Annotated in this window: 10 protein-coding genes; 4 read left to right on the forward strand and 6 right to left on the reverse strand. The window is 69.1% G+C overall.

Features of this window, described 5'->3' with window-relative positions:
* Nucleotides 1-188: 188 nt before the first annotated feature.
* Complete coding sequence (gene sepH / locus QNO21_RS06130) at nucleotides 189-1238, forward strand: septation protein SepH (RefSeq protein WP_257518902.1); 1050 nt, start codon at nucleotides 189-191, stop codon at nucleotides 1236-1238.
* Here sepH and QNO21_RS06135 read toward each other — a convergent pair.
* The gene (locus QNO21_RS06135; RefSeq protein WP_257518904.1) at nucleotides 1235-2365 is read right to left on the reverse strand and encodes an alkaline phosphatase family protein; all 1131 of its coding nucleotides are present in this window, start codon (nucleotides 2363-2365) and stop codon (nucleotides 1235-1237) included. The genes sepH and QNO21_RS06135 overlap by 4 nt on opposite strands.
* A 68-nt stretch (nucleotides 2366-2433) precedes the next feature.
* Here QNO21_RS06135 and QNO21_RS06140 point away from each other — a divergent pair, with 68 nt between their 5' ends.
* The gene (locus QNO21_RS06140) at nucleotides 2434-4911 is read left to right on the forward strand and encodes a DNA gyrase/topoisomerase IV subunit A (RefSeq protein ID WP_257518905.1); all 2478 of its coding nucleotides are present in this window, start codon (nucleotides 2434-2436) and stop codon (nucleotides 4909-4911) included.
* Between the two features lie 34 nt (nucleotides 4912-4945).
* On the opposite strand, the gene QNO21_RS06145 is transcribed toward QNO21_RS06140, so the two are convergent.
* Both QNO21_RS06145 and QNO21_RS06150 read right to left on the reverse strand, forming a co-directional pair.
* Nucleotides 4946-5329 (reverse strand): hypothetical protein, encoded by a 384-nt coding sequence (locus tag QNO21_RS06145; RefSeq protein ID WP_257518906.1) that lies wholly within the window; start codon nucleotides 5327-5329, stop codon nucleotides 4946-4948.
* Between the two features lie 76 nt (nucleotides 5330-5405).
* Nucleotides 5406-7490 carry a DNA gyrase/topoisomerase IV subunit B gene (locus QNO21_RS06150; protein WP_257518949.1) on the reverse strand — a complete coding sequence of 695 codons (2085 nt, stop codon included), beginning with the start codon at nucleotides 7488-7490 and terminating at the stop codon, nucleotides 5406-5408.
* 188 nt (nucleotides 7491-7678) lie between these two features.
* Here QNO21_RS06150 and QNO21_RS06155 point away from each other — a divergent pair, with 188 nt between their 5' ends.
* Nucleotides 7679-7903, forward strand: a complete 225-nt coding sequence (locus tag QNO21_RS06155; RefSeq protein ID WP_374113686.1) for a DUF7455 domain-containing protein — start codon at nucleotides 7679-7681, stop codon at nucleotides 7901-7903.
* A gap of 77 nt (nucleotides 7904-7980) precedes the next feature.
* A complete protein-coding gene (locus tag QNO21_RS06160; protein ID WP_257516875.1) occupies nucleotides 7981-9006 on the forward strand; it encodes a sugar-transfer associated ATP-grasp domain-containing protein in 1026 nt (341 codons plus the stop codon).
* Between the two features lie 286 nt (nucleotides 9007-9292).
* Here QNO21_RS06160 and QNO21_RS06165 read toward each other — a convergent pair whose 3' ends face one another.
* From QNO21_RS06165 to QNO21_RS06175, 3 genes are all read right to left on the reverse strand, one after another.
* Nucleotides 9293-9991, reverse strand: a complete 699-nt coding sequence (locus QNO21_RS06165) for a coenzyme F420-0:L-glutamate ligase (RefSeq protein ID WP_257518950.1) — start codon at nucleotides 9989-9991, stop codon at nucleotides 9293-9295.
* Nucleotides 9992-10005: 14 nt separating this feature from the next.
* Entirely contained in the window at nucleotides 10006-11388 is a 1383-nt protein-coding gene (locus QNO21_RS06170) for an RNA polymerase sigma factor (protein WP_257518907.1), read from the reverse strand.
* 202 nt (nucleotides 11389-11590) lie between these two features.
* Nucleotides 11591-12526, reverse strand: a complete 936-nt coding sequence (locus tag QNO21_RS06175; protein WP_257516705.1) for a proteasome assembly chaperone family protein — start codon at nucleotides 12524-12526, stop codon at nucleotides 11591-11593.
* Nucleotides 12527-12556: the final 30 nt, after the last annotated feature.

Below are 12556 nucleotides of genomic sequence, written 5' to 3' on the forward strand. Positions count from 1 at the left end.
GCATGTTCGCCCGATCGGGCGGCCATAGTTTGCATGACGGGATGCCTTTTCGCAAATGCTCTCGGCGGACGCCCAGCGTGCGCCTACGGCCGACCCGTGAAACTCGCGGCGCGCCCTGGATATTCCCGGGTGTGGGGCCGGGGCGTGACAGCATGGCGGCACACGGCAGATTGGGAGGCGTGTTTCGTATGGAACAGCTCAAGGTGATCGGCACCGAAGACGGCACGATCGTCCTCGCCACCGAAAGGGGCGAGCGCTTCGCCCTCCCCATCGACGACGTGCTGCGCGTCGAACTGCGAAAGGCCCGGCGCGACCGCGACGGCGACCGGCGCGGTTCGAAGCCCAGTCCCCGCGACGTGCAGGCGCACATCCGCTCCGGGCTGTCGGCGGCCGAGGTCGCCGAATTGCTGGGCGCCCGCCTCGAGGACGTCCAGCGCTACGAGGGTCCGGTGCTCGCCGAACGTGAGCACGTGGTCGGGCAGGCTCTCGCCGTCCCCGTGCTCGTCGGAAGCGAACTCGAGCCCGACGCGCAGCCGACCTTCGGCGCGGCCGTGCGCGCCAAGCTGGCCGAGGCCGGCGCCGTGGGCGAACGCTGGACCAGCTGGCGCGAGCAGTCCGGCTGGATCGTGAAGCTCGAGTTCACCGCCAACGACGTGGCCCACGACGCCCGCTGGACGTTCGACCCCCGCCGCAGCACCCTCGCGCCGCAGAACAGCGACGCCACGCAGCTGTCGCGACAGGGATCGCTGCCCGAGGGTCTCATCCCCCGACTGCGCGCGCTTGACCACCCCATGGGCAAGGACGAGTCGCGCTTCGACAGCGGCGCGTTCGGACCCCGACGCCCGCTCGAGACCGAACCCGAGTCCGACGCCCCCGATGTGCGCACGCCCACCGGGCAGTCGGCGCAGTCCGCCGCGATCAAGCGCGCGCCCGACATGCCGGTGACCTCGTCCGAGACGGCAGACCTGCTCGAAGCGCTGCGCCGACGCCGCGGTCAGCGCGAACCGCTCCCCGGAACGGCGGCCACGCCGCAGACCGCGTCGCCGTCGCCGGTCGCGCTCTTCGAGTCGGCGGATGCCGCACAGGCACGGTCCGCCGCAGCACAGCCGGCCGAGCACGCGGCCCCAGCCGGCCAGGAGCCGCGCTCCGACGACAACGGCGGACGACGCCGTGGCGGACGCCCGTCGATGCCCTCCTGGGACGAGATCGTCTTCGGCGCGCGCACCGAGGAGTCCTAGCCCGCGTACGCCCCCATGCGGATGAGCGGGACGATCCGCTCCTCCGGGGTCAACGAACCGTGCTGGCCGACCATGCGCTGCGGCCCCTTGTCGCTCAGGCGGTCGTCGTAATAGGCGACGCCGGCGCGGGCGGCGACGAGCACGTCGCCGATCCGAGGTAGCACCTCGGGATCGGTCTGGCCGAACAGGCCGGCACGCACGGCCTCCTCGCGGGTGAGCACCCACGACCGGGCACCCTCCGCAGCCTCCCACGCGGCGTGCACCGCCGCGGCCTGGCCGGGTTCGGCGTACAGGTGCAGCATCCGGGGCTCGCCCCCGATCACCCGCACGCCGTCGGTGAGTCCGTCGCCGTCGCGCAGCAGCAGGTGGCGGTGCCGCGGCACGTCGACCATCCCGTGATCGGCGGTGACGACGACACCGGTGCGTGGCGCGACGAGCTGCGAGAGTCGCCGCGCCGCGGCATCCACCCGCTCCAACCCCGCCGACCATTCGTCGGACTCCCACCCGTGGCGGTGGCCGAGCGAATCCAGCTCGGGCGCGTAGAGGTAGACGAGGGCGCCCGGATGCCGGGCCGCCGCGTCGGCCGCGCGCTCGATGCGTTCGTCGAGGTCGTCGGCCCCGACGAACGTGGCCCCGCGAAGAGTCGCCTCGGTGAATCCGGTGTTCGCGTACTCGGACTTCGTGACGACGAAGCAGGGCCGTCCCGCGCGGGACTCCCGTGCGAAGAGAGGCTCAGCGCGCTGCCACGTCAGCGGGTCGAGACCGTGGCTCTCCCAGCCCTTGAGCTGGTTGGGGGCCTCGTCCGTCCCGGGAATGCGCAGGCGGTACCCGACGATGCCGTGCGTACCCGGCTCGACCCCGGTCAGCAGGCTGGTGAGGGCGGCGGCGGTGGTGCTCGGGAACACCGTGTGCGCGAGGTCCTTCTTGGTCATCGCGCCGGCGAGGAAGCGGGCGTGTCCGGAGCGGGCGGCGAGGTTGGAGCGGCCCAACCCGTCGACGACGAAGACGATCGCGCTCTGGGCGGGCGGCAGCCAGTCGTCCTCGCCGGCGAGCGACGCCCGCAGGTGCGTGACGACGCCGGTGAGGTTCCGGGCCGCGGCCGGGTCCGCAGGTAGGCTGGAAGACATCGCGGCCAGTCTCCCATACGGGGTCGACGGCCCACTCTCCCCCGTCACCCGAGGACGCAACACCGTACATGGCCGCATCGCGCAAAGCCCCCGCCCCCGCCGCCGCCCTCGTCGAGCGCATCGAGGACGTGGACGTCTCCACCGAGATGCAGGGCTCGTTCCTGGAGTACGCCTACTCCGTCATCTACTCGCGCGCGCTGCCCGATGCCCGCGATGGGCTCAAGCCCGTGCAGCGGCGCATTCTGTACCAGATGGCCGAGATGGGCCTGCGGCCAGACCGTGGACACGTCAAGAGCGCCCGTGTCGTCGGCGAGGTGATGGGAAAGCTCCATCCCCACGGCGACACCGCGATCTACGACGCGCTGGTGCGCCTGGCGCAGCCGTTCGCACTGCGCGTGCCCCTCGTCGACGGACACGGCAACTTCGGATCACTCGACGACGGCCCGGCTGCCGCGCGCTACACCGAAGCCCGCCTCGCGCCGTCGGCGCTGGCGCTGACCGAGAGCCTCGACGAAGACGTCGTGGACTTCGTGCCGAACTACGACGGGCAGTTCCAGCAGCCCGAAGTCCTCGCCGCCGCGTTCCCGAACCTGCTCGTCAACGGCACCACCGGCATCGCCGTCGGCATGGCCACCAACATGGCACCGCACAACCTCATCGAGGTGGTCGGCGCGGCCGTGCATCTGCTCGACAACCCCGAGGCCACGCTCGAAGAGCTCATGGAGTTCGTTCCGGGGCCGGACCTGCCCGGCGGTGGCGTGATCGTCGGTCTCGACGGGGTGAAGGATGCCTACGCCACTGGCCGCGGCACCTTCCGCACCCGCGCGAAGGTCTCGATCGAGTCCCTGGGGCCGCGGCGCACCGGTCTGGTCGTGACCGAGCTGCCTTACATGGTCGGGCCGGAGCGGGTGATCGAGAAGATCAAGGACGCTGTGACGTCCAAGAAGCTCACCGGCATCTCCGACGTCGCCGACTTCACCGACCGCAACAACGGCCTGCGTCTGGTCATCGGCATCAAGACCGGCTTCGACCCGCAGGCCGTGCTCACCCAGCTCTACCGGCTCACACCGCTCGAGGACTCGTTCGGCATCAACAACGTCGCCCTCGTGGAGGGTCAGCCGCAGACGCTCGGGCTGAAGGAGCTGCTGCAGGTATACCTGCAGCACCGTCTGCAGGTCGTCACGCGCCGCAGCCGGTATCGGCTGGCGCGCCGACAGGACCGGCTCCACCTGGTGGAGGGTCTGCTCATCGCGATCCTCGACATCGACGAGGTCATCCAGGTCATCCGTGCCTCCGATGACAGCGACCAGGCCCGCACACGCCTCATGGACGTGTTCGACCTGTCGCAGGCGCAGGCGGAGTACATCCTCGAGCTGCGGCTGCGTCGGCTCACCAAGTTCTCGCGCGTGGAGCTCGAGGCCGAGCGCGATCAGCTCAAGGCCGAGATCGCCCACCTCGAGGAGCTGCTGGCCAGCGAGGTGCTGCTGCGCGCGCAGGTGGCCCGCGAGCTCGACGCCGCGGCCGAGACCTTCGGCACGCCGCGGCGCACGCTGCTGCTCAACGGCGGTCCGCCGGTGTCGGCCCGCTCGCGCGCCGCCGCTCCGGCCGATCTGCAGATCGCCGACGCGCCCTGCCGCGTCTTCCTCTCGGCCACCGGGCGCATGGTCCGCGCCGACCTGCGCAGCGACGTGGACGGCGACGGCGGAACCGGCATCGTGCCGCCGGCGCGCCGCAGCAAGCACGACGCGGTCCGCTGCAGCGTGGACACCACCACGCGCGGCGACCTCGGCGCCGTGACCAGCGCGGGACGCCTCGTGCGCTTCTCCCCCGTCGACCTGCCCTCAGTGCCGGGCAACTCGGTGCAGCTGGCGGCCGGCACCCGGGCCGACCAGTACCTCGGCCTCAGCGGCGGCGAGCATGTCCTCGCGATCGTGCCGCTGTCGGAGGACCCGCCGATCGCGCTCGGCACGGCGCAGGGCGTGGTCAAGCGCGTCGCCGCCAGCGAGATCGGCAACAAGCACGATGTCGAGATCATTGCGCTCAAGCCCGGCGACCGCGTGGTGGGCGCGGCAGTCGCCCCCGACGACTCCCAGCTCGTCTTCGTCACCACCGATGCGCAGCTGCTGCGCTTCGAAGCGACCGCGGTGCGCCCCCAGGGTCGGTCGGCCGGCGGCATGGCCGGCATCCGCCTCGCCGATGGGCAGCACGTGATCTTCTTCGGCGTGGTCGACGCGGGCGCCGAGGACGAGGCGGTCGTGGTGACGATCGCCGACACCTCGCAGACCCTGACGGGAACGGATGCCGGCAGCGGCAAGGTCTCCGCCCTGTCGGAGTACCCGACGAAGGGGCGCTCCACTGGCGGTGTGCGGGCTCAGCGCTTCCTGAAGGGCGAAGACACCCTCTCGCTCGCGTGGGTGGGCGTCGAGCCGCGTGCGGTCGGTCCGGACGGCGCCGTGCGCACGCTCGCCGCGCCGGGCGCGAAGCGCGACGCCTCGGGTCAGCCGCTGGAAGACGTCATCGGCGCCGTCGGCACCGTCATCTCCTGACGGTCGCTGAGCGAGGGAGCGCAGCTGCGCTCGCTCACCTACCGGTGGTGCGGTGGGTGTTCAGTGACTGGATGACCGGATCGGTGACATGCCGCAGGCCATCCGCTTCACCGTCAACCGCGGACAGCCGCGCAATCAGAGCACGTTTCGCCGCCCGCCGGTCGATACCCTCCGGCAGTTCGAACGCGAGCACGTCGAAGTCCCGATCGTCGTACTGAGGGACGCTCGCCCGCACTCGTCCGAGTTGAGGATCCTCACTCGCGAGGTGCAGATGCGCCCGCAACTCGGGATCGAAGCCCGTACCGCCGACGTAGGCGACTGCGCCGGTGTTGACGTCGATCCAGACGTAGAGCCAGGATCCGGTGGGCCGCACATGCCCCTTGCGGACGGGGATGACGCGCGGGTGGCTCAGGGTCATCTGCCCACCTTATTGATCGGTGGCTCCTGCGAGCGGGTCGTTTCGTCTCGCTGCGCTCGCTCACCGACCAAAGGGATCAGGCGTCGATGCGCTCGCGGCCGAGCCGGTCGCTGGATTCGACGATGAACTCACGCCGGGGTGCCACGTCGCTTCCCATCAGCAGCTCGAACACCGAGTTGGCGGCGTCGGCATCCTGCAGGCGCACGCGGCGCAGCGTCCGCCCGGCCCGGTCCATCGTGGTGGTCGCGAGCTGATCGGCATCCATCTCACCCAGACCCTTGTACCGCTGGATCGGTTCCTGCCAGCGCTTGCCCGCCTTGGTGAGCTTGGCAAGCAGGGCGTGCAGCTCCGCCTCGCTGTAGGTGTAGATCGTCTCATTGGGCTTGGAGCCGGGGTTCACCACGATGACGCGGTGCAGCGGAGGCACGGCCGCGTACACGTGGCCCTCTTCGATCAGCGGGCGCATGTACCGGAAGAAGAGCGTCAGCAGCAGCGTTCGGATGTGCGCGCCATCGACGTCGGCGTCGCTCATCAGGATGATCTTGCCGTAGCGGGCCGTGCTGAGGTCGAACGAGCGGCCCGACCCGGCGCCGATCACCTGGATGATCGCGGCGCACTCGGCGTTGGAGAGCATGTCGCTCACCGAGGCCTTCTGCACGTTGAGGATCTTGCCTCGGATCGGCAGAAGCGCCTGGTACTCGCTGTTGCGGGCCAGCTTGGCCGTCCCCAGGGCCGAGTCACCCTCCACGATGAACAGCTCGGACTGCGCGACGTCGTTCGTGCGGCAATCGGCGAGCTTTGCGGGGAGGGAGGAGGATTCCAGGGCGTTCTTGCGCCGCTGGGTCTCTTTGTGGGTGCGCGCGGAGATGCGCGCCTTCATCTCCGAGACGACCTTGTCGAGCACCAGGGCGGCCTGCGTCTTGTCGTCGCGCTTGGTGGAGGTGAAGCGCGACGTCAGCTCGCGCGTGACGACGTTCGCGACGATCTGGCGCACCGCCGGGGTGCCCAGGATCTCCTTGGTCTGGCCCTCGAACTGCGGCTCGGCCAGCCGCACGGTCAGCACGGTCGTGAGCCCGGCGAGGATGTCGTCCTTCTCGAGCTTGTCGTTGCCGACCTTCAGGCGCCGGGCGTTCTGCTCGACCTGGGCGCGCAGCACCTTCATGAGGCCCTGCTCGAATCCCTGCTGGTGGGTTCCGCCCTTGGGGGTTGCGATGATGTTCACGAACGAGCGCGTCACGGTGTCGTAGCCCGTGCCCCAGCGCAGCGCGATGTCGACCACGCACTCACGCTCGACATCGGTGGGGACCATCGCGCCCGTCGGCTGCAGCACGGGCACCGTCTCGGTGAAGGTTCCGGTGCCGGTGAGGCGCCATACGTCGGTGATGGCGGCGTCGGGGGCGAGGAACTCGGCGAACTCCGAGATGCCGCCGTCGAACCGGTAGCTGGTCTCGACCGCCTCTTCGCCGCGCGCGGTGCCGCGCTCGTCACGGATGACGATCTCGAGGCCGGGCACGAGGAAGGCGGTCTGACGGGCGCGCTGCACGAGCTCGTCGAGGATGAACGCGGCATCCTTCGTGAAGATCTGCCGATCGGCCCAGTAGCGGATGCGCGTTCCGGTGACGCCCTTGCGGGTCTTGCCGGCCAACCGCAGTTCGCTGGCGCGTTCGAAGGGGCTGAACGGGGAGTCGGGGGTCGGGCCGGCGAAGTTGCCCGGCTCTCCACGGTGGAACGACATCGCCCACGTCTTGCCGCCGCGATCCACCTCGACGTCCAGGCGTTCGGACAGGGCATTGACGACCGAAGCGCCGACACCATGAAGGCCACCGGATGCCGCGTAAGAGCCGCCGCCGAACTTGCCGCCGGCGTGCAGCTTCGTGAAGACGACCTCAACACCGGACAGCCCGGTCCGCGGCTCGATGTCGACCGGGATGCCGCGTGCGCGGTCACGCACCTCGACGCTGCCGTCGGAGTGAAGGACGATGTCGATGCGGTCGCCGTGCCCGCCGAGGGCCTCGTCGACGGAGTTGTCGATGATCTCCCAGAGGCAGTGCATGAGGCCGCGCGAGTCGGTCGAGCCGATGTACATGCCGGGCCGCTTGCGTACGGCCTCGAGGCCTTCCAATACCTGGAGATGATGGGCGGAGTACTCGGAAGTCACAATCCTCAAGATTATCCGGGGCGGCCGACAGCAGGCCCTCGACACACTCGGCCGACAGCAGACTGACACGCCCGGCGCGGTCGCGGGCGTACGCGCTGAGCGAAATGTCCCTGCCGCGGGGCATGATTCGGAGGTCTGCGTGGTTGTATGTGGAGACCGACAGCAGCGCGACATCCCGAGGAGGCACCGAGATGAGCATGACCTCAACACACGACCACCAGACCGCCGTCCTCGACTACCGCCTGACCGCGGCCGACCGATGCGATTCCTGCGGAGCGCAGGCGTACATCGCCGCAGAGGTGAACGGCAGCGAACTGCTCTTCTGCGCTCACCACGGGCGCAAGTACGAAGAGAAGCTGCGTGCCGTCGCCACGAGCTGGCACGACGAGACGGCGCGGCTGATCGAGTCCCACTGACCCAGGGCCGTCACGGCCTGTTGCGGTGCCCCGCCTAGACTGGCGGGGCACCGCTTTTTCGTCCGGGGAGGACTTTCATGGCCTCGCGTGGCCTCGCGCTTCAACACCGTTTCCGCGTTCTGCTCGAGCGCGCCCGTCGTATCGACGTCGCGTCGGTGACCGACCGGGCACGCTTCACCGCGAAGGTGCACGGCAAGCGATACCCCGTCGTCCTCGCCGACATGCTCTGGTCGGCCGCCCGCCACCGTGTCGGGTTCAACGACTATCTGGAGTTCGACTTCGCGATCCTCACACGCGCCGAGCGCGCCACCTGGGTGACCAGTCCGCTCGCGCTGGAGCTCTCCAACCGGTATGACGACCCCGCGCACGTGCACCGGTTCCACAACAAGATCGATTTCAACCGTGACTTCGACCGGTTCCTCGGTCGGGAGTGGCTCGAGCTGACCGCCGGCAACGCGGCCGAACTCGAGGCTTTCGCGCAGCGGCATCCCGTGCTCATCGCCAAGGTGCCGGTCAGCAAGTCCGGGCTGGGCGTGCGTCGGTACCTGGCCTCGGAGGTCGAGGACTGGGCGGCCTTCCACAGCGACCTGATCTCGCGCGGCGAGGTGCTGATCGAGGAGAACATCGAGCAGCACCCTGACATCGCGGCAACGTGCCCCGGCACCGTCAACACCACGCGGGTGACGACGTTCGTGAAGGACGACGGCACTGTCGAGATCATCAACATGGCGCAGAAGTTCGGGCGTGGGCAGGTGAGCGACCAGGGGTCGTTCGGCGGCTTCTACACGGTGCTCGACGAGAACGGGCACGCGCTCGGCAAGGGCTATGACGTCCATGGGCACCTGTACGAGACGCACCCCGAGACCGGCTACCGCATCGCGGATTTCCAGCTGCCGCTGATGGATCAGGTGCGCGAGCTGGTCACGGACGTCGCCCTCGTGGTGCCGCAGGTGCGCTACGTCGGCTGGGACATCGTCGTCGGGCCGGAGCGGCCGCTGCTGGTCGAGGGCAACTGGGGTGCGGGCGTGTTCGAGAACAAGCCGACCGCGACGGGCATCCGTCACGGGCACCTCCCCCGTTACCGTGCCGCGATGGGCTTCTGACTTGCTGCCGAGTGAGTATTCGCGTTGCCGAGTGAGTATTCGCGGTGTCTGAGCCGCGCCTGCAACACGGCGAATGTCCGGCGGGCGTCGAATGGATGCCGTTGAGGACGCGTCCACCGTGCGACCGAACCCGAGTGAGCATCCGCCACGACGGAGGGGACGAATACTCACTCGGCCGACGCAAACGACCCCGCGAGTGCTCACTCGCGGGGTCGAATACTCACTCGATGTGCCGAATACTCACTCGGCGTCGGCGTCGGCGTCGGCGTCGGCGTCGGCGTCGGCGTCAGGAGGGGCGGACGATCCCGAGCGGCGTGGACTGGTGGCCCTGGCCCAGCGGGTTGTCGCGGAGGATGCGCACGAGAAGCGCCTCCCTGCCCTTGTCCAGCGTCGAGCCGAGGATGTTGCCGCCGATGTCGTTGATGTCGACCACGGCGACGTCGAAGCCGCCACCCAGCAGCTGCTGCAGGTGGGCGGCAACCTCACGCGGACGCTCGGGCCCGAGCACGACAGCCTTGTTGTACGGCGGGATCGTGCCGCTGGTCGGGCCGTCGATGGCGCGCGCCTTGTCGCCGGCGATGCGGTAGAAGTCGCCCTTGCGACCGAACGCCTTCGTGACCGCGGCGACGGCGGCGGCGAACAGGATGCGCGGCGTGCCGCACTCCCGTAGCGCCATCTCCATCGTCTCGGGCATGCCGAGGCCGATGCCGTATGAGGTCTTCGTGACGTACTTCGACAGGAACGTCGCCAGCTTGCGGGGCTGCACCGAGTCGATCGGGTACGACCGGCCCTGCGTGATCGCGACGATCTTCTCCGTCACGAACAGCAGGTCGCCCGGCTGCACGACGTCCGCCGCATACTCGCGGATGAATGCGTCGAGATCGTCCTCGGGCATGACCACGCGCGTGCGGATCGGAATCCGCTCGAACGTGGCGCCGTCCACCGTCACGGTCAGGGCCTTGCCATCGTTGGGCACGGCCGACATCGGAACCTCGCCCATCACTCGAGGTAGTCCCGCAGCGACTGCGAACGCGACGGATGCCGCAGCTTCGCCATCGTCTTCGACTCGATCTGGCGGATCCGCTCGCGGGTCACACCGAAGGTGTCGCCGATCTGGTCGAGGGTCTTCGGCTGGCCGTCGCCCAGGCCGAAGCGCATGCGGATGACACCGGCCTCGCGCTCCGAGAGCGAGTCCAGCAGCGACTCGAGCTGGCGCTGGAGCATGGTGAAGCCCACCGCGTCGGCCGGCACGACCGCCTCGGTGTCTTCGATCAGGTCGCCGAACTCGCTGTCGCCGTCCTCGCCGAGCGGGGTGTGCAGCGAGATGGGCTCACGGCCGTACTTCTGAACCTCGACGACCTTCTCAGGCGTCATGTCCAGCTCACGGCTGAGCTCCTCGGGCGTGGGCTCGCGACCCAGGTCCTGCAGCATCTGCCGCTGCACGCGGGCCAGCTTGTTGATGACCTCGACCATGTGCACCGGAATGCGGATGGTGCGGGCCTGGTCGGCCATGGCGCGGGTGATCGCCTGACGGATCCACCAGGTGGCGTACGTCGAGAACTTGAAGCCCTTGGTGTAGTCGAACTTCTCGACCGCGCGGATGAGGCCCAGGTTGCCCTCCTGGATGAGGTCCAGGAACTGCATGCCACGACCGGTGTAGCGCTTGGCGAGCGAGACGACCAGGCGCAGGTTGGCGCCCAGCAGGTGGCTCTTGGCGCGGTGGCCGTCGCGGGCGACCCACTGCAGGTCCAGGCCCAGCTGCGACGACTTCTCCGAAGCCGACATGTGCGACAGCTTCTCTTCGGCGAACAGTCCCGCCTCGATGCGCATCGCGAGCTCGACCTCTTCGGCCGCGTTCAGCAGCGGCACCTTGCCGATCTGCTTCAGGTAGTCCTTGACCGGGTCGGCGGTCGCGCCGGTGATCTGCGTCGAGTAGACGGGGACGTCGTCCTCATCGCTCGAGGAGATGACGATCGCGCCCGTCGGAAGCGGCTCACTGAAGGCCGGCTTCTTCTTGTCGTCGTCATCGTCGTCATCGTCGTCGGATGCCGCCTCGTCGCCCGGCTTGGCCTTGGTGCGAGCCGGGGTGGCAGGCGCGTCGTCGTCGGCATCCGATGCGTCGACGTCGACGTCGAGGTCGACGTCGACGATCTCCTCTTCGTCGATGTCTTCCTCGTCGGACTTGGCCTTCGAGGTGGCCGCCTTCTTCGCGGGTGCCTTCTTCGCGGGCGCCTTCTTGGCCGCCGGCTTCTTGACTGCGGCGGTCTTCTTGGCGGGTGCCTTCGTTGCCGGGGACGTCGTCGTCTCGTCGGTCTCGGGCTCAGCGGCCGCGGTCTCCGCGGTGGCGCGGGAGCGCGTGGTTGTCTTCGTGCCTGACGTCACGGTTCGCCTTTCACCGACGAACATTCGCCGGTTGGTTCTCGGACACTATTAAGACCCTTGTCAAGTCCGTCGAGCCTCCGCGGGCGGAGCCACGACCAGTCGACAACGGGTCAGATTGCCCATTCTCTCATACGTTGTGCGCGCGTCCTGACGACGCGCACCTGAGATAACGCTGAGTGTCCCTCCGGCATTCCCAGGCTTGTCAGCCCAGTCCCCCGCCGCCCCGCTTGTCGTCGTCGCCCCGGGGCCGGCTCGCCAGAAAGCGCTCCAGCTCTGCGGCGAGCTCATCGGCGCTGGGGAGGTCGCCGGTGTGGATGATGGGCTGGCCGAGGTTGGATCCTGCCATATAGGAGTCGTAGCGCTCTTCCAGTCCCTGCAGCATGCGGCTCAGTTCGTCGCTGCCCGACACCTGCTCGGTGACCTTCTCGACGAACTCGCGGTTGTCTTCGCGCAGCTCGTCGCCGTCGAAGACGAGGCCGGTCGCAACGGTCAGGCTGTCGAGGGCCGCCAGCGCCGCGGCCGGGTACTCGGTGTCGGCGAGGTAATGCGGAACAAGGAGCACGAAGCCCGCGACCCGTGTGCCCGACTGCGCGAACCGGTACTCCAGCAGGTGGCCGATGGTGGCGGGAACCTGCGTGTGGGGCTGCCACACCGAATGGGCCTCGGTCAGGTCGGAGCGGGTCCCGCTGACGGTCGTGCCGATCGGGCGGGTGTGCGGCACAGGCATGGGAATGGCGTGCACCCAGGTGACGGTCGAGACCTCGAGGCCCTCGGCCAGACCGAGCACGGTCTCGGAGAATGCTTCCCACCCGAAGTCCGGCTCGTAGCCGGAGAGCAGCACGAAGGGCTGACCGACTGCGTCATGCGCAAGCGAGAGCTCGAGCCGCTGCGGCCGGTAGTCGGTGAGGTGGTCGGCCTGGAACGACACGATCGGGCGCCGCGCCCGGTAGTCCAGCAGGGCGTCGTTGGAGAAGGTGATGACCGGCGACGGCTCGAGGTCGTCGCGGAAATGCTGGAGGACTTGTGCCACGGCGCCCCCGGCGTCGGTGAAGCCGGTCATCGCGATGATCATGGGGAGCCCGGCGGGGACCGGCGGCGCGGAAGCGACACGCTCATAGAGGGGTCCGGGATAAGGCATGCCCCAACTTTACGATCCGCGCGTGGCCCC

Source organism: Microbacterium sp. zg-Y818, from assembly GCF_030246905.1.
In the GTDB taxonomy this organism is placed as follows: Bacteria; Actinomycetota; Actinomycetes; order Actinomycetales; family Microbacteriaceae; genus Microbacterium.